This is a genomic window from Pseudoalteromonas shioyasakiensis, from assembly GCF_024518675.1.
In the GTDB taxonomy this organism is placed as follows: domain Bacteria; phylum Pseudomonadota; class Gammaproteobacteria; order Enterobacterales; family Alteromonadaceae; genus Pseudoalteromonas; species Pseudoalteromonas shioyasakiensis_B.
In genome coordinates this window covers 529,711-553,120 of the sequence record NZ_JANIGL010000003.1, presented here as the reverse complement: position 1 = coordinate 553,120, position 23,410 = coordinate 529,711, and the positions used below count along the sequence as shown (strand labels likewise).

Below are 23,410 nucleotides of genomic sequence, written 5' to 3'. Positions count from 1 at the left end.
ATTGTTTTTAAAAGAGATTTTTTTGATATTTTTAAATCCCTTTTACTCTTCTATAGGGCTTATTTGATGTAAAGCAGCTGCTGAAGGGTCTTTAAAATAGTTATATAGCATAGCTAGGAATAGCAGCACGGCAAAGCCGGTCGCGAGGATAAATCCGTATCTTACATGGCCAAACATATCACTGATCATACCCATAAATAAGGGGGCTAAAGCTGCTGAAAGAGCTGTGAAAAACAGAATAACCCCAGCCACTGCACCGTGCTGTTGAACGGCAAAGCATGAAATTCCTTTTGAGTTAAGCGTTGGGTAAACCATAGACATAAACAATCCCGATAAAGGTAATAACAATACTGCAGCATTTACTCCACCTATGAGCGTGCCAACATAACACAGAGCAATGCCCAAGCTTAACCAAACCATGACACTTTGCCAGCTAAAGCGATTGAGCAGCCATACAGCAATAAATCGACCAGCGGCACGTAATATAAAGAAGATCGTCAGTGCATAAGTTGCCATTAAAGTCCAAGAGCCGGTGTAGTCTGCTAGTAGAGTCGGCATCCAGACATAAATTGCAACTTCGGTTGCAACATATAATGCAATCGCGAGTGAAAAGCCCAGCGCATAAGGGTTTTTTACCATTTTCATAGTGGTGGCGAATGAAGTGGGCTGTGCTGTGGTTTTAGCAACCGGGGGATAATCTGCAAGCCATGCCAGTACTGCAAGTATTAAACACATAACACCAGCTATAATGTACAAGTAGGTCCAACTGACTTGCTGAGTTAATAAGAAGCTCACTAAGGCAGGGCCTACTATTGCGCCTATACCAAAGAACCCTTCAACTTTATTCATGGTTTTTGTGTGGTCATTATTACTTTGTGAAATGTCGCCGAGCAGCGCTAAAGCCCCTGTTTTGAAAAGTCCTATAGCTAAGCCAATTAAACATAAAAGAATAACGAAAATAAGGAAGCTGCTGCTAATTGCAAACAAAAAGCAACTTATAGAAAAAATAAATAAGCCCAACATAATTGTTTGTTTACGGCCAAAACTGTCTGCTAAAAAGCCCAGAAATAGGCCACTTAAAGCGATTAAAGCCATAGGGGCATAATGAAATGCGCTTGCTTGTGTCATGCTTAAATTAAATTCTTTTATTAACTCAGGAATGATCATGCCAACGGCATCAGAGGTCATGGCAAACATAAAAAACATCATATATGTTAACCAGCGTATGTGTTGCAATGAAGTATTGCTAACGAGTGTGTGCGTTTTATTCATCTTTATATCCTCGTCAGGTGGTTAAGCATTTTTCTAATGAACTCAATAAATTAATTATTAAATCATAGTTTAACCACACCGTTTTTGTATCAAAGTTGTAAAAACTTCTTGTAAAAATTGGTTTCCTAGTTAAAGATATATCTTAATCGATTAAGATTCAACTTGGTATTTACACATGATGAAGAATAAAGTTCAACTGATCACCTACGCAGATCGAATAACAGGTAAAGACATTAACGCTTTAACTGATTTACTAAATGGCCCACTAGCAGGGGTTTTTGCTGGGGTGCACTTATTACCTTTTTATAACCCTATTGATGGCAGTGATGCGGGGTTCGACCCTATAGACCACAGTGCTGTTGACGAGCGTATTGGTACTTGGCAAGACATTCAAGCACTCGGTGAAGGGTACGATTTGATGGCTGATTTGATTGTTAATCATGTCTCGGCGCAGTCTTTTCAGTTTAACGATGTATTAAAAAATGGCGATAAATCAGCTTATTGGGACTTATTCTTAACAAAAGAAGATGTTTTTCCTGATGGTATGAGTGAGCAAGAGCAGCAAGCAATCTACCGTCCACGTCCAGGGAGTTGTTTTACACCCATTACCTGTGAAAATGGTGAAACATATGAGTTTTGGACAACATTTACTGATAACCAAATTGATATCAATGTGAAGTCTACGGCTGGGGTTGAGTATTTAGATAATGTTTTGACAAAGTTTTCGCAAAATAACGTCAACATTATTCGTCTAGATGCTGCAGGGTATGCAATAAAAGAAGCGGGAACTAACTGTTTCATGCTTGACCAAACATTTGATTATCTTGATAAACTTTCAGCTCAGGCGAATGAGCTTGGGATGGAAACAATTGCTGAGATCCACAGCCACTATCAAACGCAGGTTGAAGTCGCTAAACGCGTTAACATGGTTTATGACTTTGCATTACCACCGCTAATTTTGCATAGCTTATTTACTAACAATAGTGATGCACTTGTACAATGGTTAACAATCTCACCGCGTAATTGTTTAACTGTACTTGATACTCATGACGGTATCGGAATTATTGATGCGGGGCCTATGGGTGATAAAGCAGGGCTATTAGATGCAGCACAAATCGATAATTTAGTTGAGACTATTCATACAAACAGTAACAATCAGAGCCGCCAAGCAACTGGGGCTGCCGCCAGTAATGTTGATTTATATCAGGTAAACTGCACTTACTACAATGCCTTAGGTGCAAATGATTTTGATTATCTTGTTGCTAGAGCTATTCAGTTCTTTGCTCCAGGTGTGCCACAAGTATATTATGGCGGGTTGTTTGCGTGTGAAAATGATATGGGCCTATTAGCTAGCACTAATGTGGGCCGTGATATTAACCGCCCTTATTTAGATGCTACAGTGATTGATGGTTCATTAGCTAAGCCTGTAGTGCAAGGGCTTTTAAAATTAATTGCGATTCGTAACTCGCACCTTGCATTTAACGGTGATTTTAGTGTTACCGGCGGTGCTAATAGCTGTGTTTTAAAGTGGCAGTTAGATGAAGTGGCCATTGAGTTAAATGTAGACTTCGCACGACGCGAAGCACTAATAATTGAACATAAAGCAAATGAGCAAACTTTAACATCGTTAAGCGATTTATTAAGTTAGTTTATTCAAAGCACTTATTAGCCACTTTGCCCTAATTGTAATTGGTAGTTTATAAGTGCTTTTTTCTCTTCTTTAGAGATAAATAGTTTAGCAGCCAGTGCACCTTTTTCTTCACTGTTTTGGTGGATAGTGGTCAAGGTTGGTACAAAACGTTGGGCTTCATCAATACCGTCAAAGCCGACAATCCTAATATCGTCTGGTATGTTTAAACCGAGTTTTAAGGCCTCTCGCATGGCTGCTAATGCTATTAAATCACTCATACATAGTAAAACAGTGGGTCGAGGTATACTCGATAGCGCTTCTTTTGCGGCAATCGTGGCAAATCGCTCACTGCTTTCGGGGATGTTCCAAATTCTATCTTCAGCTATAGGAATAGCGAGTTCTGTAAGGGCGGTTTGATAACCACGTAGGCGTTGGTGCGCGATTGATTGACCCGCTTCGCATTCATGATGTTCGTAAACACGACACAGTACATTTTCATCAAGTAAACGCAGTCCTAAAATAGCAACTTGGTCCTCTTTGTTTTTAAGTGCATGTTTGGCTACTTCATAGCTTGCTTGTTCATTATTAATATTTACGGATGCATTACGATCAATATCAAAATCGACAGTCACTACATGTTTTGGCACTGTTTTTAATTGCTCTACTAATAGCGGATTTCGTGGGCGGCCATAGCAAATAAAGCCATCTACGAAGTCGACAACGCTATTCAAATTATCGTTATTGCCAGAAAAAAGTAACAGGTTATTACCTTGTGTTTCTAGTACAGATGCTACTCCACGCATAAAGCTACTGGCGACAGGATCAGAAACCATGTATTCAACACTGTCAGGTAAAACTAGAGCAATAATATTAAATTTACCGCGACGAAGTGATTGTGCTGCTTTATTTGGACCAAAATACCCAAGCTCTTTACACGCTGCCAAAATAGACTCTCGACGGCTTTTAGAGAGCTGATCAGGTCGGTTAAATGCATTTGATACCGTTGCATTTGACACACCTAATTCTTTGGCGATGCTTTTTAGTGTCCAGTGGTTTTTTTTAGTCATGTAAGTATTTAATCAATTTGCCGCTCGTAAAAAGTAAATTATCATATTTAACTTTAAATCAAAGTGTTAATTGAACCTAAATGGCTTTCACTAAGGGAGTATCTTCAACACAGAGCGATATTTTAGCAAATATATAAAATGACCTAGTAAGAAAAGCTTATTAATAGAGCGGGAGTACAGATATGGGACTGATTGTAAACAATTTGTAATGTTCTTAAAGTGTTTGAATTAACGCAATAAAAAGTTCGTCACTAGGATGGATTAAATTGTAATAGTAATCTAAACTCGGCAAAGAACTATAATAATATCAATAAGGTTTCTCTTTTTTATCATGAAAAAGTATCAACAAAAGTCATTGTTTGCTGTGTTTGCCGGTATTATTATTTTTTGTTTAGGTATTGTTATTTTAGCTATTGTTACCAGCAGTAAAATAGTCAACGATATTCGAGTTGATTCTTTACACCTTATTAAACATATCGACGCAGCGTCAGCTGAGAGAGACAAATTACTTACCCCATTGAATTTATTAGGCTATACGCAGTGTGATGATAGAACACTTTTAGCTATGCGTAGGGCATTATTTGATGCTAACTATACGATTGATATTGGCTTTTTAGAAAGGGATAAATTAACTTGCACAACAGGCACTGGCGTCTTGGACTCACCGGTAAGTGAAATTCAACCTGATTATGTGCAGCCAGAAGGTATTAGTGTAAAGTTTGCGCCTTCTCTAAATTTATTACTTTTTCCAAACAGACCCATGCAAGGCATCCTTGTTCGACAAGGTAATTATAATATGGTGATTCAGCCTAGCGCCATCCAACCTGAATCGATTAAATCAAGCTTTTGGCAAGTGTTTTATAAAAATACAAATAGCACCACGAATCACCTTGCTGGTCATCAAGGCACCTATCAACGAGCTCTAGGCACCCGATTACCTTATGAGAGCTTAGTGACCTGCAGCCTCATTAATCGTCGTTATTGTGTGGCTATTAATTACCCTTGGGGCGACTTCATATTTAATAATAAAACTTTATTTATTATCGCACTTACTTTATGTGTATCACTTGCACTCTCCACGGGGCTGGTGGTCAATTACTATATGGCGGCTAAACGTTCAATCGGGCGCAGAGTGCGTAAAGGGTTAAGTAAAGGATCTTTTTATTGGGAATACCAGCCGATCATAGAACTACACAGCCAGCAAGTAATAGGTTGCGAAGTATTGGCACGGTTTAAAGATAAACAGGGAGCTATACCTCCGGATGTTTTTATTCCCTTATTACGTCAATATCAGCAAACATGGGATTTTACATCGACAATGATCAAAACGGCTATCGAGGAACTCGATGCAGAGCAGGAATTGGCTGATGGCTTTAAGGTTTCTTTTAATATATTTCCTCACGATGTTAAGTGTGCCAATGTATCAAAATTACTAGATATCACAGGGCTTTTAACATCTAGGTTTACCATTTGTTTAGAGATCACAGAAGATGAATATCTGGACTCTAAAACTGCCCAAAGTGAACTGAAAAGTTTGGTTGATGCTGGATTTGTGTTATCAATTGATGACTTCGGTACGGGTTATTCTAATCTTGCAAATTTGAACCATTTAAATTTTAGTCAGCTTAAAATTGATCGAACCTTTGTTCAAGACATAACAACCGAGGGTCTTAAAGCTTCGTTGATCCCAAATATTATGGCATTAGTTAAAAAGTTTAATTACATATGCATTGCTGAGGGCATTGAAACAGCTGAACAAGAATCAATTCTTAAAGATGCTGGAGTCAATTATGGTCAAGGTTGGATGTACGCTAGATCAATGTCGATAGATGAACTTAAACGATTCATAAAGCAATAATTTACCCATGCCTTTTGGTTATTAAAGGCTGAATCATTTAAACTAACACAAAGCCCATAACATGGGCTTTGTTGTAAATTAATTTGCTCGTTTATAAACGGCTAACGGGTGAGAGGTACTCAAAGAGACATGTACTTTATCGCCAGGGCTTACCACGACTTCGTGGCTGACTCTGCTGGTAACCAGTGTTTTACAGGCGAGTTCAACGGCGCATAAACGACTCCCGCCTTCAAAACGTACCCACACCACAACACCATTATTGCCTGTATCACCCTGTACTAAAACAACATCGTCCGGACGTAATAGTACGTCGACATCGCCCTGTTCACAATCTACGCCATATGCAGGAACATGACCAATATCTGTATTTGCGATGCCTTGATCAAACTGACCACTTATAAAACTGGCTTCACCTAAAAAGCGAGCAACGAAACGGTTATTTGGCATACTAAAGCAGCGCTCAGGCGTATCGAGCTGTTGAATTTTACCTGCTTGTAAAATACCGACTCGGTCACCCACAGATAAGGCTTCTTCTTGATCGTGAGTGACCCAAATAGCAGGCACTCCCGCTTCTTTAAGTGCATTGCGAATATCCCAACGCAGCATGTCTTTTAATGCAGCATCAAGGTTAGAAAGTGGCTCATCAAGTAAAACAAAATCAGGTTGGTGCGCGAGTGTACGAGCAAGAGCTACCCGTTGTTTTTGCCCTCCAGAAAGGGTTGCAGGCTTTTTATCACGAAAGTCATCTAGGCCAAGTAGTTTTATCCAATGATCGGCAATAGCAGTATCTTTCAGCCTAAAGCAGATATTTTGCACCACGGTTAAATGAGGAAACAAGGCAAAATCTTGAAACACCATACCGACACTACGCTTTTCTGGTGGAACCGTGAGTTTTGGGGTCGCTTTCCATTTAGCGAGCTGGATCTCTCCCTCGCTAATAGGGATTAGTCCGGCGAGTGCTTGCAAAATAGTACTTTTTCCGCAGCCTGTGGGGCCAACAAGCATGAGGATTTCGCTTTTTTCAAGCGACAAGTTTAGATCGCTCACTACACGGTTGGTGCCATAATCTATAGACAACTGGCTTACAGATAGCATGTGTTTATTAATCCTCAGTGTTCGAGATGGTTACGTTTTTCGCCAGACATCATAATAGCTAACCCGCAAGCAGAAATCACTACTAACAATAAGCCAGGAATAGCTGCTCGGCCAAAATAACCGGCTTCATAAACACGCCACAAATAAGTAGAGAGTGTTTCAAAACCTGTTGGGCCAAGCAATAGTGTGGCTTCTAATTCACGCATTGATTCTAAAAATACCAGTGCGGCGCCGGCGATAATACCGCGCATAGTCAGTGGTAAGGTAATTCGTGTAAAGGCTTCGCGAGGGCTTGCACCTAGTACACGAGCAGATTTAACCAAACTAGGATCGAGGTGCTCTGTGCTGGTTCGCACTGAGCCGACCGCTAAAGGTAAAAAACGTAACATATAGGCAATAATTAAAAGCCCTAATGTTTGATATAAAAAGGGCAGTTGCAGACCACCGTAAACCAAAGCTGTGCCCATAACGATACCTGGGATACCAAAACCAAAATAAGTTACGCGTTCCATAATGCGCCCGGTTTTTCCACTAAGCGCTGCATGAGCAACAGGGATAGCCACAATGACGGCGACAATGGCAGCAATAGCAGAAGCATACGCTGAGTTCCAGGCAATACTAAAATCAAAAGAGCTGAACCCATCACGGGCCAACCACAATGAAAATATCGCTAAAGGTAAGCCAATTGCTAACAGTAACACAGGGGCAAATGTGGCAAACATAGCAGCAAGTTGCCACTTTTTAGGGAATAAGATGAGTGATCTACCATGGCGTTCACTGGCGGTTTTAATTTGTGACTCTATTAATAGTAAAAAGCCTACAATTACCATCAGTTGTAAAGACAACATAGCCGCACGACTCAGAGCAAAGGCATTATATTCAACGTAAATAACCCGCGTAAATGTATCAAGGCGCATCATTGCAGGAGTACCAAAGTCAGACAAGGTATAAAGCGCTACCAGTAACGAGCCTGCGGCAATACCATTTACTACGCGCGGAAGAATAACTTTAAACACACTTTGGGTCATCGACATACCCAAAGTTCGGGCTGCATTGACCATGCTAGCATCAAGGCTTAATAATGACGAGCGAGTGGTCATCATCACAAATGGAAAAGTATATAGGGTCATGACAATGGCGGCGCCACTAAGACCATCCATTGCGGGAAGTTCTATACCGAGTAGATTATGTAGCTCGCCACCGGAGCCAAAAGCCGCATAAAGGGTAAATGCACCAATATAACTGGGGATTGCCAAGGGAGCTGCAAAGAAAACCAACCAAAACTTTTTAAAGGGTAAATGCACATAAGCGCTAATAAAAGCTAATGGCACGCCAATTAAAATAGATCCAATGACGGTAAGCACCATGAGGGAGAGGGTGTTGCCGAGAATTTTTAAGTTATGGTTATCAAAAAAAGAGCTGGCATCAGCTGCCAGCGTAATTAAAATAAAAATAGGGGTCAAGGTAATAAGCGCTGCAAGCAGCGCCATTGGGTAAGAAGCAGGTAATCGCATTACAATACGCCGCTATTACGCATCAAGTCTATGGTTGGCCGCAAATCAGCTAACTGAGTAAGGTCAATTTTAGGAGGAGAAACACTTGCTAAAGAAGGCAGGCCTTTTGGTTGTTCTACCCCATTAACGAGCGGTATTTCATATGCTTCACGGGCTAAGTAAGCCTGTACTTCACTGCTTAATAAGTAACGCATAAAATTGGTTGCCAACGGATCTTCGCTTAACGCTAGAATACCCGAAGCGTTGACTAAACAACCTGCATCTTGCTCAGTAAATGCAAGATCAAGCTTAGCATCCGGTTTACCTGATTTTAATCGTAGGGTGTAGTAGTGGTTTGCAAAACCAATATCTACTTCGCCGCGCTCAACAGCCATCACTACACCTAGTTCACCAGCGTAGGTTTTTGCACGTTTTTTGACTTTTTTCAGCCACTTGGCGGTTTTATCGTCACCTTCAAGTATACGCATCGCTGTTACAAAAGACTGAAACGAAGCGTATGCAGGTGCCCAACCAATACTTAAGTCGCTGTCAGCAATTTCCATGATGCTGTTAGGAATTTGCTCTTTAGTTAAACGAGAGGTGTTGTAAGGAAGTGTACGTATACGCCCTGTTACTGGTGCCCAATCTTTATAACGAAATTGCGGTTGCAATTGCGTTGCTAGATCGCTTGGCAGTGGTTGTGCTAAACCTGCATCCGACACTAAGCCAATCGCACCTGAGTCCACAGCCCAAAATAAGTCAGCTCTGCGCACCCCAGCTTTTGCTTCAGCAACAATTGTATTTGCAAGCGCCGCTGTTGGCCCGCGGCGAATATTTAATTTGAAATCTGGGTTTTTGTTTTCAATTGCTTGCAGCACATTTTCGTACAAACCGCCTTCACCACGGCCTAAATATAAGGTCAGTTGACCTTTCAGCTTAGGTAAATCATCGACTGATACAGGGTTTGCTATGCTGGCAGCTAGTGCGTGAGAAAGAGGCAATGGTAATGAACCAATTGCCCCTAACGCAGCTAGGCCTTGTATAAAGGTCCTACGCTTCACTTAAAATACATCCTTACGTGCTTTTTCTGCTTCTTCAAGTAAAACTTTGGCGCGGTCTAGTTTAGTTTGCATGTCAACGATTACGTCTCGTACTTGGTCTACGCTTTTGTTATCTGAGATTGCTTTTGGCAACGTTACGTTAAAATCTTTTTCGAGTACTTCAACTAGTTTCGCGTCTTTAGCGATGAGTGTTCCTTCAACACCTTCAAATAAATGTAGGTAAGTATCATGAACAATGCTTGTTGCTTCATCGCTTAAACGTTCAGCATACTTTGCTACAACGCGATCAAGTTTATGTTTAATTTCATCAATGGTGGCACTTTGTGTCATGCCTTCAGTTGCGGTTGTTGCAATATTATCTAACAACCCTTTTTGCTGAAACTGTGCTGCAAGTTTAACAGCACCAAGGCCTTGCCACAATGCAGAATCCATTGCTGCTTGTTGTTTACGAGCTTCACTGGCTGGTTCTTTGTTATCTATGGCCATTTTTACGCCATAAATACCTTGCCAAATTGATGCGTAAACTGGAACGTAATTGGTCTCAATTGCGCTGTGGAACTTTACAGATTCCCAGTATTCAATCAGGTCATCGCTATTAACTGCTTTTGCACCTTTGCTTTCGTAATCGCTTACCATGGTGTCGACTTTACCGATCATCCATTCAACTTCTTCAGAGTAATCTTTAATATTTGCTTGTAAGTGATTTACATGCTCGCCAATTGGGCCATTAGCAAGCACAGGTTGTGCAACAAACGTTGACACCAAAAGAAGGCTTACACCTAACGTTGTAGCTGATTTAAATAGTGAATTCATAACAGAGGATCCGAAATGGTAATTGTAAATGATAGCCATTATCATATCCGTAATAATGGTCAAAATCAATATACTTAAATTTACTCTTAATCTGTCATTTTTTCTATATTTATAAAGTGTTATCTGTGGATAATGTGCTTTTTTGGTCTATTGTTTTTGTTTAAGTTGTTACTTGATTGAATCTTGTTCGAAAATAATGAAGTATACATATCATTAAGTTTTTCGAGTTTAGGTAAATTATATATTGCGTGCAGCCTAGCTATGGGTATGATCTCACTTAGTTATCATTACTTTAAAAGGCATGTTGTTGGTAGATTATTTGCTCAAATTTAATATACTGTATTTTTTGATTATTAGTTTCAATGTCTCTGCGGCCAACAGCGAAAGTAATGACTCAACTATGGTGGTTGATGTTCGTGATAAACTTAACTTGCGAATGCAAAATACAGCACAATGGCTAGACGATCTATTAGCTGATGACATCAACCAGAATCAGGCACATGCTAAAGGCTATTTACGTTTAGGGTGGGCACCACGCAGTGCGGATTTTGCTGACATAGAAACACGCTTTAAAGTATCGTTAAGCTTGCCCAGTTGGGAAAATCGAATTAATTTAATCATCGACAATGACGCCGATGAATTTAGCCGGCTACCTTTTGAAACAAATTCATCTCTTAATCAAGAGGATGAAAAAGTAAATGCGGCACTACAGTTTTTGGTTGAGCGAACGGCTAATGTAGAGTTTGAAAATCGCATCGGTGTATCGCGCAGCCAGTTGTATGGGCGCAGTGCTGTTAGTTGGAAAAAAGAGTTCAATAACACTCAATATGCAGCCTCCGTGGGCGCAGAGTATTATTTCTCAGATGGTTTTGGTTATTTTATTAAGCTTTCAAGCGATACTAAATTTAATGATTTCTATTCTGTGAATGTTTCGGCCAATTATCGTGAAATTGCCGACGAATTAGATAGTGAGTTTCGTTCAGGGGTATATTTAAGCTATATACCAGATACTCAAAGGGCGATGGTTTTTGGTGTTAATGTTCATAACAGTTTTGATGATTTCACCAATTACACACTTTCGTATCGGTACCGACAACAAGCACAATATAGTTGGCTATTTTTTGAGGTGGAGCCTTTTTTAGAGTACCGCGAAGAGCTAAATTACCGTGATGAAGTTGGCCTAGCCATTCGTTTAATTGGTTATTATGGTCAGTGATAATGACCTTTAAAGACAGGTTATGGTAAAATTGCAGCAGTTTAATATAGTAGAGATAGATCATGGCCAGCACCGCCCACGCATTACATATTTTGGTTAAGCACAAAGAGCTTGCCGAAGACATCATCAAGCAGCTGAAAAAAGGCGCGAAGTTTCAAGTACTCGCTAAAAAGCACTCTACTTGCCCGTCAGGTAAAAAAGGCGGTGATTTAGGCGAATTTAAACGCGGTAAAATGGTGCCACAGTTTGATAAAGTGGCGTTTAATAGTGAAATACTCGAGCCACATTTAGTTAAAACTAAATTTGGTTGGCATATAGTGAAAGTACTTTATAGAACTTAAGAGTAAAGTTAGCGAGGGTAAAGTTAGTGTGAAAACCGTGCCGTTTTGATTTAAAAATAAAAACCACCTAGCTCAGGTGGTTTATAAGTTTATGATAGTGAGTACTTAACTGCTAACTGCTAACTGCTAACTGCTAACGGCCTTCGGTTGTACATCCAGACCATAGCCAAACATGACTGCAAGTACTAATACAATAGATGCTGCTACCATTAACTTTATCAGTAGCGGTAAGCAAAAACGGAACCAGTGGCCATAGGGTACACCCGCCATTCCTAAAATACCCATCAATACAGCATTGGTTGGAATGATCATATTAGAAAAGCCATCACCAAATTGATAAGCCAATACAGCAACTTGACGTGGCACGCCGACTAAATCGCCCAATGGTGCCATTAATGGCATTGTGACATAGGCTTGCCCTGAACCTGATGGAATAAACGTATTAAGTAATGTTTGTATTACTAACATGCCTATTGCTGATATTTCAGCGCTTACATAGGAAAGTGGCAGCGACATTCCGTGTACTAAGCTATGTAATATTTGTCCATCTTCAAGGATCAACGCAATACCACGTGCGACACCGATTAAGATAGCGGTCGTTACTAAGTCAGAGACACCTTCAATAAAACGATTGGCTGTTTCGTTTGCAGATAAGCGACCCAGTATCGCAACTACTGCACCCCAAGCAATAAACACGCCGCCTAATTCGTATAAGTACCAGCCTTTGGTTGCAATGCCCCATACAGCAATGCCTAAAGTAATAATAAAGCTACCTAGAATGAGTTTATGGCGCAGTGCTAATTCAGGGTAATGTGGGGTCTCTTTGTTACTTAACGGGCAAGGTACGTCTAGCATCATTGATTTATTTGGATCTGCTGCAACACGCTTGGTGTATTGCCATACATGATGAAAACCAATTAATACAAAGGGTATAAATATCGCTAACCTGAGCCATAAGCCAGAGTAAACAGGCACTTCAGCTATTTGTTGTGCAATTAGAACTGTAAAAGGATTAAAAGCAGACACGCCATAGCCAATACCATAACCTGCGACGATCATTCCTACTGCTGTCATCGCATCTAGTCGCATTGCTTTACATAAAGCCACTAAAATCAGCACAAATGGAATGTATTCGCCGGCAGTACCAATACTGCTTGATGCCAAGGCAAAACAAAAAACCACCATAAATATAAGTCGTTGCGGCTTTTCGCCGTGGCGTTCAAGTAATCGGCCAATCAGTGCATCGACGGTTCCTGTTGCGCGAGCGATGGCAAGTACACCACCCACAATCAATACAAAAAAGATCACATCTTGTGCAGCGGCAAAGGCTCTAGGGATTGCGGTTAGTAGATCCCATGGAGTTAAATAATGACGTTCAGCGACAGTTTGATAAGTGCCTGCCATTACCATTTCGCGGCCATTTTCAGTCAAAGTGGTATCAAAAAAGCCTTGCGGTACTAACCAAGTAGCAACCAGCGCGATTATCATCATACCTAGCAGTAAAATCAAAGTATGCGGGACCTTGAATACGCTTTTCATAGATTCTCCATTATTGTGTGTGAGTTGCAGATAAACCTGCTTTTTATGAAGAATATCATGAGTTTTCAGTGCAAAAATAAAAAAGGAACAGAGTATGTAAACGATTGTAACTGACTGGTAAATCTACTGACGAAAAAGGGGGAGTGGTAAAATATTAACCAAAAGTCACGTAAATTTTATTTACGTGACTGGCTTGTTAAGCTATTAAACTTCTTGCTCTGCAATTTGCTTAAATGCTTGTACAAATGCGTCGCTTGGTTGGCCGCCGGTGAGGGCGTATTGATCGTTAATAATAAAGGTTGGCACTGAGGTAATGCCCATTTGTTGAAGCTTATTTTGCTCGCTACGAACCTCTTGAAAATACTCGCCTGAGTCTAAAATCTCTTTTGCACGGGCTCTATCAAGGCCAACACTTTGTACTACATCAAGCAGGTTGTCTTGCTCATTAAGGAAAATTAAATCAGTAAAGTGGGCTTTAAATAAAGCTAGTTTAAGCTCTGTTTGTTTACCTTCGGTTGCAGCCCAAGTGAGTAAACGATGTAGATCAAAACTGTTGATCATGATGCGTTTGCCGTCAAAATTAAAGGTAAAACCTGCTTTTTCGCCCATCTCTAAAATACGCTGACGGTTTTCGTCACCTTGCTCTTCGCTCAGGCCATATTTTTGTTGTAAATGCTCATTTAAATCTTGCCCTTCAACAGGCATATCAGGATTTAATTCAAATGGCTTCCAACTAATATCAGCTTCGAATTCGTCACTTAATTGGGCTAATGCGGTTTCAAGGTTTTTATAGCCAATAATGCACCATGGACACATAACATCTGAAACGATGTCGATTTTAAGCTTTTTCATGAGTGAGCCTATTTTTACGAAATGTAAGTTTGATATGCTGACTAAGGAAGCTTAATTCAAGTATTATTTCAAAAGTTACAATAAAAGCTGCACAGTATGGGCAAACTGTGCAGCTTTAGATGGGTTTATTAATCGATTTCAGCTGAGCAGAAGTAGTCTTTTAACCCAAATGGGTTGTCGATGCTATGGGCTGGCTCAGTAAACCATTTTGGACCGTTATCAGTCATATAAAAGTGATCTTCTAAGCGTACACCAAATTCATCAGGTACAACCAACATAGGCTCGTTACTAAAGCACATGCCTGTGGCGAGAGGGGTTTTGTCGCCGCCGACTAAATAAGGCCATTCGTGAATGTCCAAGCCAATGCCGTGGCCGGTACGGTGTGGGCACCCAGGTGTTTGGTATTCAGGGCCAAGGCCTTGCTCTGCTAAATAATTACGTGCAGCAGCATCAACAGCTTCACATGTTTGGCCTATTTTCGCTTCATTAAATGCAGCGATTTGTGCGGCTTTTTCATAATCCCAAAACTGACGCTGACGCTCAGTTGCTTCACCAAAGACATAGGTACGGGTAATGTCTGATAGATAATCATGCACTTTACAACCAGTATCAATTAATACCATATCGCCTTTTTTCAGGATTTGCGGATCTTTCACCCCATGAGGAAACGAAGTCGCCACTCCAAACAGTACAATACAGAAGTAGTTTCCTGGCGCGCCTACTTTTTGGTGCGCTTGCTTAATGAATGCTTCAACTTCTGTGGTGCTAATACCTTCGTGAAGCATACTGGCTGTGGCTTTATGTACCGCCAATGTCATATCCATTGCTCGTTGCATTAATGCTAATTCATTGGCTGATTTATGCATACGGCAATGGGCTGTAACCGGCTGGGCATTAATCAAATTTAAGCTTGGTTGTACTTTATTAATACCATCAAAAATAAAAAACTGTGCGCTTTCATCAATGCCTATCGTGCCGTCTGGCGCAATGCCCATTTCGGTTATTACGTTGACAAACAGCTGGTATGGAGATTCATGCTCTTGCCAACCACGGATCGGCCCATCAATGACTTTAAACCCATTCAATGAACCAATCTCAAAATAGGGAGCAATATATTGTACTTCACCTTGTGCAGGTAAAATTGCTCCTACCAGTCGTTCACTTGCATACCAACGCATACCTGTGAAGTAGGTCAAATTTGTGCCCGCATTAAGATAGATGGCATCTATATTATTAGCTTGCATGTATTGCTGGGCTTTTTTTATGCGCTCTCGGTGCTCTTGTGGTTGAATCGGGGTTAAATCGTCAGTCATATTAGTTAAACTGGCAAGTGCTTGTTCTTGGGTTTGGGTGCCAATACCTTGGGTTGTCATAGTGCTCTCCTCGTTAGTGTGGCTATTGTGCAAGTGGGATGTGTGAACTGCAAGCAGCTTGAGTTGAAAAGCGGCTGATACAATAAGGCGTTAGATCAATTTTTGTAGGCTGTTTTAGGCAAAGTGACGTGATTAGCTCTGCTGTAATAGCACCTTGGGTTAATCCGAGGTGTTGATGTCCGAACGCCAAAAATAAATTAGAGTGAGATGGCGCTTCACCGATGACCGGAAGTGAATCTGGTAATGATGGCCTACAGCCCATCCAAACACTATTAGGTTTTAGGTCAACAGTTGTATCATTGAGCATTGCTTTTGCATTGGGCAAAAGTGCAAGTGCGCGCTTAGCATTCATTTTCCGCTCTAAACCTGCAAATTCTACGGTGCCAGCAATTCGTAAGCCTTGACTCATAGGGGTCATTATAAAGCTGCGCTCTGCAGAAGCGACAGGCCTTGAAAGGCCATAATTACTAGTAACCATGCAATGATAACCACGCTCTGTATCTAAGGGTATTTTATAACCCAAAGGCGTTAACAACGATTTGCTCCATGCACCTGCTGCAATAACTACTTTATCTGCAGTAAAATTATGCGTCTTGCTAGCGAGGGTAAAATCCTTGTCAGTCTGTACGATAGAGGTTATTTTTTGTTGACAAAACTGTCCCCCTAACGCGCTAAACTGCTCTGCTAGATTTAGACAAAATAAATGCGGATCAACACTGTGAGCCACATCTTTAAATAACAAAGCGTAAGAAATTGCGGTTGTTAAGTTCGGCTCTAATATACGTAGTTGCTCTGAATTGAGTAATTCAACGGCAACCCCTTGTTCTTTAAAACTGTTATAAAGGCTATTTATTTGAGTTAACGGCGTTGTTTCAAATGTCAATAAACTGCCTTTTTTAGTAAGTAAGTGCCCTAAATTAAACTCATTAAGTAAGTTTTCGTATGCACTGAGTGCCTCTTGATTTAAAGCTTTGAGTGCAGATGTATTCGCCTTATAAATTTTACTTTGCATGTTTTTGCCAAAATGCCAAAACCAAGGCAGGGCTTTGATAATGTATCGCCAATCTATTCGTAATGGCCCTAATGGGTTAAATAACATAGCGGGTAATTTCTTTAATAGTGCGGGGTGTGCCAAGGGGAAAACTTGTTCTGTTGCAAAGTGTCCTGCATTGCCTTTTGAGCAGCCTTGGGCTAAACCATTCTCATCATACAATGTAACCTTAAAGCCAGCGCGCTGTAAATTTAACGCACAACAAATACCAATTACACCCGCCCCAACCACGCCAATATGTTGTGTTTTATTATCAGACAAAATACTACCCCTGTATGCAATATGCTTGTTTTAGCTGATACATCACGGCTTATCGCAATATTGCATTTAGTTTTTAAATTACAAAATATGATTTTTCACAGTTTGTTTTGTTTATGTTTTTATTGTTTATTTTCAGTTTTTTATCGTATTTCAAATCGCTTCTCACGTACCGAACTAAGGCAACAAATGAAGGAATATGAAAACAGGATATTGATTATTGTATACAATATACCTATTATATCAAGTCTAAACATCAATCAGGTAATTAAAATGACAGTAAATTGGCAAAGGGCCTTTGTAGCAGTCACGACACTGTTTTATGCACAGAACGGCATTAAATTTGCGATAAAGGCAAAAATGATCGCTGAACTTATTTTTAAAGGTGTTCATGGCATTATTTCAGCGACTTTGAACAACGAGCAACCCACTGATATGACGCTTTCTAATAAAGTAGTGGCAGAGCGTATTAACTTAACAAAATTAAAATTGGGCTAAGTTATGCGTAAAGGGACCTTTTTTTGTATTGATGGCCATACCTGTGGCAACCCAGTTAGGCTTATAACCAGTGGTCATCCTCTATTGAGTGGGCAGAGCATGAGTGAAAAGCGCCAAGACTTTTTACAAAATCACGATTGGATCCGCCAAGCACTCATGTTTGAACCCCGTGGCCACGATATGATGTCGGGAGGATTTATATATCCACCGACCACAGAAGACGGCGATGCAGCTATTTTATTTGTTGAAACATCCGGGTGTTTGCCTATGTGCGGCCACGGCACAATGGGCATTGTTACGTTTGCTTTAGAGCATGGTTTGTTACATGCAAAAGTGCCGGGCACTCTGCTGCTAGACACACCTGCTGGGCGTGTCCAGATCAACTATGAAATGAGTGATGGCAAAGTACAGTGGGTAAAAATTTATAATGTACCTGCGTATTTAGCACATCAGTCGATAGTTATTGAAGTGCCTGAATTGGGTGAGCTTGAGGTAGATATTGCCTATGGTGGCAACTTCTACATTATTGTTGAACCACAGGGTAATTATAAAGGTATTGAACATTTAACTGCTGGGCAAATTTTACAGTACAGCCCAGTGGTGCGTGATGCGATAAACGCCAAAATTAAATGTGTTCATCCGCTTGACTCAACCGTTCAAGGCGCAAGCCATGTTTTATGGACAGGCACCCCAAAAAATGCCAATTCAGACGCCGCAAATGCAGTTTTTTATGGTGATAAAGCCATTGATCGTTCGCCTTGCGGTACAGGAACAAGCGCTCGCATGGCGCAACTTTTTGCCAAAGGGCAACTAGCACCACAACAAGATTTTATCCATGAAAGTTATATCGGCAGTCAATTTGTTGGCTGTATTGAGCAAGTAACTGAACTCTCAGGAATACCGGCAATACTCCCAAGTATTCGCGGTTGGTCTCGGGTAACCGGTACCAGCACCATCACAGTTGACGACGATGACCCATATGCATTTGGGTTTCAAGTAATATAAAGAGGAATAAAGCATGACATTAACAGGACAAAGTTTAGTCGCAGGGCAATGGCTAGGCCAAGGTGAGCATGGTGAGTTTCATGCATTTTCACCGGCGCAAAACACCCCATTAGCAACGCGCTTTTTTAATATTGGGGCGGTTGAATTGACCGCAGCGGTTAATGCTGCACAAGATGCATTTTTAGAATACCGTAAAACGACTTACGCCCAACGCGCAGACTTTTTAGATTGTATTGCGACGCATATTTTAGCGTTGGGTGATAACCTACTAGAGCAAACGCAGTTAGAAACTAATTTACCATTTGCTCGTTTACAAGGTGAGCGAATGCGCACCGTAAATCAGCTTAAAGCCTTTGCCAATGCATTACGTGAAAACCCTGAATCACCATTAGGCTTAAAATTAGTTGATGAAGCAGATCCAACAAGAGCACCGATGGCCAAGCCTCATACTGAACTCAACTACTTACCGCTAGGCCCTGTTGCTGTATTTGGTGCGTCTAACTTTCCATATGCATTTTCAACCCTTGGCGGCGACACTGCCGCAGCGCTTGCAGCTGGGTGCCCGGTGATTGTTAAAAATCATACAGCACATCCAGGAACGGGTGAGTTAATGGCACGAGCAGTATTAGCCGCTATTAAAGAATGTGCAATGCCTTTAGGGGTTTTTGCCATGGTACAAAGCAAAGCGTATGACATTTCTCATCAATTAGTGGCTGCTCCGCAGATAAAAGCCGTTGGGTTTACCGGATCATTTAATGTGGCAAGTATGCTCCAAGATACGATTGCGAAACGTGAAGAACCGATCCCGTTTTACGGTGAGTTAGGGAGTATAAACCCACAAATAATCTTACCAAATAAAGCAAGCAAAGAAGCAAAGGGTATTGCTCAGTCATTGTGTCAGTCAATGTTGATGGGAAATGGTCAATTTTGCACCAGCCCTGGGCTTTGGTTAGTGCCAACAGGGTGTGACGAACTAGAAACCGAAGTGGCTGATAATATCTGTAGATCAGTTTCAGATACCTTGCTGACACCGGGGATAGTAAACACATTTAAGCATCAAATAAATCAACGGGTTGAACTTGCTGATGTGAGTTTGTTAGGTAAAGGGATGCTTGAACAAGACTTTCACGCCAATGCTCATGTGTTTGCTTGTAGCGCTGATAGCTATTTGACCACACCACAATTACATGAAGAGGTATTTGGTCCGGCGGCTCTAATTGTTCGTTATGATAGCGAACAGCAACTGATGATGGTGATAAATCAGTTAGAGGGCCAGTTAACTGCGAGTATCCATGGCACAGATAATGATTTAACTCAAGCTGAGCCAATCATCGAGGCGTTGCAATATAAAGTAGGGCGGTTAATCAAAAACCAGATGCCAACAGGCGTTGAAGTGTGCGGTTCAATGAATCACGGAGGGCCATTCCCAAGTTCAACGGATATACGCAGTACCTCAGTGGGCACAAATGCAATGTTACGATTTATGCGACCAATTTGCTATCAAGCTTAGGGTTTATTGAGCGGGGAAGTCAGATTGTATTTCCCGCTTCACCCCTTATTTATCTAGGTCTTAGGCAGATTCTAACTTGGCATATGAGTGAACTTGAGTATAATGTATGCTAAATGCAATGTAAGAGGTTCACCATGGCTATCGAGCACAAAACCCGTACCCAATTAGTCGCAGAAGCAATCCGTGAAAAAATATTAACAGGTGAGATCAAAGCCGGTGATCCACTACGTCAAGCTGCACTCGCTGCGGAACTTAATGTAAGCCGTATCCCTGTACGCGAGGCACTCCTTCAGCTTGAAGCGGAAGGGCTTGTTAACTTCGAAGCGCATAAAGGAGCGACTGCAACAGAGCTTTCAGCATCACAAATTGATGAGATTTTTGATTTAAGAGCCTTACTTGAAGCTGAGCTACTAAGCCATTCAATAGACGGTTTAACAGATCAAGATTTAATCGACGCTGAGCTTATTTTAACTGAGCTTGAAAGCGCTATGGATGCAGGTGATACCCATTTAGCAACGGGCGATTTAAATAGTCGATTTCATGGTAAATTATATTCGCGCGCGCAACGGCCACAAACTCGTGAGCTGGTAGATATGTATAGTAAAAATTCAGAGCGCTATGTACGCATGCATATTTTACTGGCTGGTGGTTTAACCACTGCACCCGAAGAGCACCGTACATTGTTAAATCACTGTCGCGCAAAAGACACTAAAAAAGCCTGTGACTTTTTGAAAAAACATATCTTGGGCGCCAAAAACGACATTAAAAAGCTATTATTAAAAATCGAAGACGAAAAAAGGTAGCTTTATAAGTTGTAGTTACACTGTGCAGCACTCACTTAATAGTTCATTGCCTTAGGGGCGTACTTTTCAGTGAATGAGTTAACCAAGTTAGGCATCATAAGCGCACTGAGTGTAACGCCATTAATAGCCAAGTATTGAGATATGAAATGAACGAGTTTGTTTCATATCTCAAACCATACCCTTTAGCTGTGTTTTATCGCCTTTCTAATTAAACAAGGCTTAACTAAGTACTTTAAATTTCAACAATGCAGTGTATCTTTTTGCATGCGTTCATAGCTATTGAGCGGCTCATTTTTGTTTCACTAAAATAAGGTAAGTGCGTTCCTTTAATGGGGTCTTGTGGTTTCAATACTAAAATTCTCGCTATGTAATTAGCATTAATTCTCGCTTGGTATTTTAAGTTTAAAGTAACCAATTGATTTTATTGTGATATACGGTCTTCATTCTCGGTTAACAAAAATGTTCGTTCTCGATTAAGTAAATCCTCGGTATGGCCGTGGCTAGTTTTTGTTGTCATCTTCATCATAAATTAGTAAGTTAATAATATTACTATAAATTTTAATGTGTATTTACGCAGTTTAGGATAATCACTCAAGAGTGTTTATCGGTATTCTTGGTAAAACGCTGTTATGTTTTAAGGGAACTATGAGTCTAATACGCAGTTCAGGCGTTTATACGAAATTAAATATTTGCTTAAGTTTATTTTGTGTTGGCGGCTTATTCGCGTTTTTTGGTGATCTCGTTATTTCTATTGTTGGTTGTTTATTTTTAGTCTTATCATTTTTTATTGGTAAGTTTGGCGTTAAATGTCCTAATTGTGGTTGTAACTGGCTTTTTACTTTTCTTACTCGCACAACATGGAACTTAGATATCAAAGAGTTATATAAACTTGAATCTTGCCCTAGGTGTAATTTAAAACATAACAAGCCAATTAATCAGGACAAATAACAGTTGGTTTTTGCTCCTGCGTCGCTTATTTTAACCAACTGATATTTGCCCATTATTGGGGCGTTGAGGCTGTAGAATTACTCTTTTTAGGAACTGACTCTACACATTTGACTTGAGTGTTTTTTAACCTTGAATCCACTGGGTTACTGTGATCTAGTAGATATTATTCACCCACGGTAAATTGTTATGGCCAACTATAAGCCTGACTTATCCTGCCAAAACAAATTCATTCCTATCAATTTCACTGAGCAAATTTTGCCGGGAACATTTGAATATGCCCTTTGTTATATTGTCGAAAATAAACTCGATTTATCGGGCTTTGACGCGTGGTATAACAACGACAAAACAGGCGCTGCGGCGTATCCACCCACGGTGATGTTAAAAATTACTTTACTTGGTTATGCTCATGGATTAATTAGTAGCCGCCGAATAGCCAAGGCCTGTGAGAACAATATTCTGTTCATGAGTGTGTCAGGGGATATTCAGCCGCATTACACATCAATAGCAAGTTTCGTGGCCAAAATGCATGAGCAGATTGAACCGCTGTTCACCCAAGTGCTGATGATATGTGATGAAGAAGGTTTGATAGGCCGTAATATGCTTGCGATTGATGGCTGTAAATTGAAATCGAACAGGAGAAACAGGAAGGCACATTTATTTAATTTTCTCTTGTGATTATTTGATTTCGCCCTTGCTCTTTTGCGTGATATAACAATTGATCGGCTGTTTTTAACATTTTAGAGAGACTATTAGGTTCTTGTAGCGCTATAGCAGAAAAATGAATAAACCCGCAACTAAGAGTTACATTTATATTATTTCCATTGGAACAGTTAAATATCTTATGCTCTGTTTCTGTACATATTTCTTTTAACACTTTTAACACTTCATCTTCACTGGCATCAAATAATAATACAAACTCTTCGCCACCTGTACGATAAACATCTTTCTCAGATACTTTTTGCTGAAAAAGCTCTACCAGTTGCATCAATATATCATCCCCAACATCATGCCCGTAGGTATCATTAACTTTTTTAAAAAAGTCTATGTCTAGCATGGCTAAGCCAACACCTTTTTCAGCTTTCGTTCGTTGCTCAAAATCATGTCTCAATGCCAGTAAGTTGTTTGCATTGGTTAATGGATCTTTTAAAGCTAACACTGTCAACTGAGCTTGATTTTTTAGGCGGTTTTTTTCATAAACGTGCGCGATCCCCCAAACAATAAGATACGCTAAAACAAAGTTCGCTAATGGTTTTATACTTTGTGTATTATAAACACCGACTAAAATCCAAGTGTATATGAACAAATACATGATGGAAAAGATAAAGCCAGGCCGTATACTATTTAAAAAATAAAATAAAACGGGTAACGTCATTCCCCATGCACCAATAGCCGTGTTTAAATTGCTCATGTAGGTTGCATAAGTCACCAATAGCATATAAATGGAAGAGGTTATTAAACTGTATGATAGCCTCAATTTATCGCTTCGAATTTTTAAAATTAAATAAAAGCATATAAAAACAACTACGGCTTGAATAGAAGCAAGCGCCAAATAGGTGCCAACCTTAAAGTTAATGTAAGAAGTAAAAGCGCTCATCACGGCTATAAAATAATTAGCAGCAAGTAAAACCCGTTTCCTATCTTGGTTATCAATTAAAGTACTACTGGTATGCATTTTTACTTTACTCGTAAAGTTAAGGTTGGTTAGTCATCGTGGTTTTGTCACCTCG

19 protein-coding genes and 1 pseudogene are annotated in these 23,410 nt (G+C 40.3%); 9 read left to right on the top strand and 11 right to left on the bottom strand.

Going from position 1 to position 23,410, the window contains the following annotated elements; translation table 11 throughout:
• Nucleotides 1–42: 42 nt before the first annotated feature.
• Nucleotides 43–1,272, bottom strand: a complete 1,230-nt coding sequence (locus tag NQT69_RS11870) for an MFS transporter (protein WP_256827877.1) — start codon at nucleotides 1,270–1,272, stop codon at nucleotides 43–45.
• A gap of 175 nt (nucleotides 1,273–1,447) precedes the next feature.
• Here NQT69_RS11870 and gtfA point away from each other — a divergent pair, with 175 nt between their 5' ends.
• Complete coding sequence (gene gtfA / locus NQT69_RS11865; RefSeq protein WP_256827876.1) at nucleotides 1,448–2,920, top strand: sucrose phosphorylase; 1,473 nt, start codon at nucleotides 1,448–1,450, stop codon at nucleotides 2,918–2,920.
• A gap of 17 nt (nucleotides 2,921–2,937) precedes the next feature.
• On the opposite strand, the gene NQT69_RS11860 is transcribed toward gtfA, so the two are convergent.
• Nucleotides 2,938–3,969: a LacI family DNA-binding transcriptional regulator gene (locus NQT69_RS11860; RefSeq protein WP_256827875.1), complete on the bottom strand. Its 1,032-nt coding sequence runs from the start codon at nucleotides 3,967–3,969 to the stop codon at nucleotides 2,938–2,940.
• Nucleotides 3,970–4,300: 331 nt separating this feature from the next.
• Between NQT69_RS11860 and NQT69_RS11855 the strand changes: the two genes are divergently transcribed.
• Nucleotides 4,301–5,827: an EAL domain-containing protein gene (locus NQT69_RS11855; RefSeq protein WP_256827874.1), complete on the top strand. Its 1,527-nt coding sequence runs from the start codon at nucleotides 4,301–4,303 to the stop codon at nucleotides 5,825–5,827.
• Nucleotides 5,828–5,905: 78 nt separating this feature from the next.
• Here NQT69_RS11855 and NQT69_RS11850 read toward each other — a convergent pair whose 3' ends face one another.
• The 4 genes from NQT69_RS11850 to NQT69_RS11835 are packed head-to-tail and all read right to left on the bottom strand — an operon-like array spanning nucleotide 5,906 to nucleotide 10,289.
• A complete protein-coding gene (locus NQT69_RS11850) occupies nucleotides 5,906–6,922 on the bottom strand; it encodes an ABC transporter ATP-binding protein (RefSeq protein WP_256827873.1) in 1,017 nt (338 codons plus the stop codon).
• Nucleotides 6,923–6,936: 14 nt separating this feature from the next.
• Nucleotides 6,937–8,436, bottom strand: coding sequence for an ABC transporter permease (locus tag NQT69_RS11845; RefSeq protein WP_256827872.1), 1,500 nt, complete (start codon nucleotides 8,434–8,436; stop codon nucleotides 6,937–6,939).
• Nucleotides 8,436–9,476, bottom strand: coding sequence for an extracellular solute-binding protein (locus tag NQT69_RS11840; RefSeq protein WP_256827871.1), 1,041 nt, complete (start codon nucleotides 9,474–9,476; stop codon nucleotides 8,436–8,438). Before NQT69_RS11840 ends, NQT69_RS11845 begins: the two co-directional genes overlap by 1 nt.
• Entirely contained in the window at nucleotides 9,477–10,289 is an 813-nt protein-coding gene (locus NQT69_RS11835) for a hypothetical protein (protein WP_256827870.1), read from the bottom strand.
• A gap of 319 nt (nucleotides 10,290–10,608) precedes the next feature.
• On the opposite strand from NQT69_RS11835, the gene NQT69_RS11830 reads away from it, so the two are divergent.
• On the top strand, nucleotides 10,609–11,505 hold the full coding sequence (locus tag NQT69_RS11830) for a hypothetical protein (RefSeq protein WP_256827869.1): 897 nt from the start codon (nucleotides 10,609–10,611) through the stop codon (nucleotides 11,503–11,505).
• Nucleotides 11,506–11,567: 62 nt separating this feature from the next.
• Nucleotides 11,568–11,846 carry a peptidylprolyl isomerase PpiC gene (gene ppiC / locus NQT69_RS11825; RefSeq protein WP_256827868.1) on the top strand — a complete coding sequence of 93 codons (279 nt, stop codon included), beginning with the start codon at nucleotides 11,568–11,570 and terminating at the stop codon, nucleotides 11,844–11,846.
• A gap of 126 nt (nucleotides 11,847–11,972) precedes the next feature.
• Here the strand turns inward: ppiC and NQT69_RS11820 are convergent, their stop codons facing one another.
• The 4 genes from NQT69_RS11820 to NQT69_RS11805 form a co-directional block, all read right to left on the bottom strand.
• The gene (locus NQT69_RS11820) at nucleotides 11,973–13,385 is read right to left on the bottom strand and encodes a YfcC family protein (RefSeq protein ID WP_256827867.1); all 1,413 of its coding nucleotides are present in this window, start codon (nucleotides 13,383–13,385) and stop codon (nucleotides 11,973–11,975) included.
• A 204-nt stretch (nucleotides 13,386–13,589) separates the two neighbouring features.
• Nucleotides 13,590–14,237, bottom strand: coding sequence for a DsbA family oxidoreductase (locus NQT69_RS11815; RefSeq protein WP_256827866.1), 648 nt, complete (start codon nucleotides 14,235–14,237; stop codon nucleotides 13,590–13,592).
• A 128-nt stretch (nucleotides 14,238–14,365) separates the two neighbouring features.
• A complete protein-coding gene (locus tag NQT69_RS11810; RefSeq protein ID WP_256827865.1) occupies nucleotides 14,366–15,610 on the bottom strand; it encodes a M24 family metallopeptidase in 1,245 nt (414 codons plus the stop codon).
• A 22-nt stretch (nucleotides 15,611–15,632) separates the two neighbouring features.
• Complete coding sequence (locus NQT69_RS11805; protein ID WP_372823181.1) at nucleotides 15,633–16,925, bottom strand: NAD(P)/FAD-dependent oxidoreductase; 1,293 nt, start codon at nucleotides 16,923–16,925, stop codon at nucleotides 15,633–15,635.
• A 183-nt stretch (nucleotides 16,926–17,108) separates the two neighbouring features.
• On the opposite strand from NQT69_RS11805, the gene NQT69_RS11800 reads away from it, so the two are divergent.
• The 5 genes and pseudogenes from NQT69_RS11800 to NQT69_RS11780 form a co-directional block, all read left to right on the top strand.
• Complete coding sequence (locus NQT69_RS11800) at nucleotides 17,109–17,417, top strand: hypothetical protein (protein ID WP_256827863.1); 309 nt, start codon at nucleotides 17,109–17,111, stop codon at nucleotides 17,415–17,417.
• 3 nt (nucleotides 17,418–17,420) lie between these two features.
• Entirely contained in the window at nucleotides 17,421–18,422 is a 1,002-nt protein-coding gene (locus NQT69_RS11795; protein WP_256827862.1) for a 4-hydroxyproline epimerase, read from the top strand.
• Nucleotides 18,423–18,435: 13 nt separating this feature from the next.
• Nucleotides 18,436–19,932 carry an aldehyde dehydrogenase (NADP(+)) gene (locus NQT69_RS11790; RefSeq protein ID WP_256827861.1) on the top strand — a complete coding sequence of 499 codons (1,497 nt, stop codon included), beginning with the start codon at nucleotides 18,436–18,438 and terminating at the stop codon, nucleotides 19,930–19,932.
• Nucleotides 19,933–20,066: 134 nt separating this feature from the next.
• Entirely contained in the window at nucleotides 20,067–20,735 is a 669-nt protein-coding gene (locus NQT69_RS11785; protein ID WP_016707038.1) for a GntR family transcriptional regulator, read from the top strand.
• 1,134 nt (nucleotides 20,736–21,869) lie between these two features.
• A pseudogene (locus NQT69_RS11780) lies at nucleotides 21,870–22,352 on the top strand (transposase); the annotation flags it as partial.
• On the opposite strand, the gene NQT69_RS11775 reads toward NQT69_RS11780, so the two are convergent.
• Nucleotides 22,342–23,355, bottom strand: coding sequence for a GGDEF domain-containing protein (locus NQT69_RS11775; RefSeq protein ID WP_256827859.1), 1,014 nt, complete (start codon nucleotides 23,353–23,355; stop codon nucleotides 22,342–22,344). The pseudogene NQT69_RS11780 and the gene NQT69_RS11775 sit on opposite strands and share 11 nt — an antisense overlap.
• Between the last annotated feature and the right edge of the window lie 55 nt (nucleotides 23,356–23,410).

Coding starts and splice junctions, on each gene's coding strand:
- NQT69_RS11785 (WP_016707038.1), top strand. CDS start 20,067: ATGGCTATCGAGCACAAAACCCGTACCCAATTAGTCGCAGAAGCAATC.
- NQT69_RS11835 (WP_256827870.1), bottom strand. CDS start 10,289: ATGAATTCACTATTTAAATCAGCTACAACGTTAGGTGTAAGCCTTCTT.
- NQT69_RS11870 (WP_256827877.1), bottom strand. CDS start 1,272: ATGAATAAAACGCACACACTCGTTAGCAATACTTCATTGCAACACATA.
- gtfA (WP_256827876.1), top strand. CDS start 1,448: ATGATGAAGAATAAAGTTCAACTGATCACCTACGCAGATCGAATAACA.
- NQT69_RS11795 (WP_256827862.1), top strand. CDS start 17,421: ATGCGTAAAGGGACCTTTTTTTGTATTGATGGCCATACCTGTGGCAAC.
- NQT69_RS11815 (WP_256827866.1), bottom strand. CDS start 14,237: ATGAAAAAGCTTAAAATCGACATCGTTTCAGATGTTATGTGTCCATGG.
- NQT69_RS11775 (WP_256827859.1), bottom strand. CDS start 23,355: ATGCATACCAGTAGTACTTTAATTGATAACCAAGATAGGAAACGGGTT.
- NQT69_RS11845 (WP_256827872.1), bottom strand. CDS start 8,436: ATGCGATTACCTGCTTCTTACCCAATGGCGCTGCTTGCAGCGCTTATT.
- NQT69_RS11790 (WP_256827861.1), top strand. CDS start 18,436: ATGACATTAACAGGACAAAGTTTAGTCGCAGGGCAATGGCTAGGCCAA.
- ppiC (WP_256827868.1), top strand. CDS start 11,568: ATGGCCAGCACCGCCCACGCATTACATATTTTGGTTAAGCACAAAGAG.
- NQT69_RS11860 (WP_256827875.1), bottom strand. CDS start 3,969: ATGACTAAAAAAAACCACTGGACACTAAAAAGCATCGCCAAAGAATTA.
- NQT69_RS11810 (WP_256827865.1), bottom strand. CDS start 15,610: ATGACAACCCAAGGTATTGGCACCCAAACCCAAGAACAAGCACTTGCC.
- NQT69_RS11800 (WP_256827863.1), top strand. CDS start 17,109: ATGAAGGAATATGAAAACAGGATATTGATTATTGTATACAATATACCT.
- NQT69_RS11820 (WP_256827867.1), bottom strand. CDS start 13,385: ATGAAAAGCGTATTCAAGGTCCCGCATACTTTGATTTTACTGCTAGGT.
- NQT69_RS11850 (WP_256827873.1), bottom strand. CDS start 6,922: ATGCTATCTGTAAGCCAGTTGTCTATAGATTATGGCACCAACCGTGTA.
- NQT69_RS11855 (WP_256827874.1), top strand. CDS start 4,301: ATGAAAAAGTATCAACAAAAGTCATTGTTTGCTGTGTTTGCCGGTATT.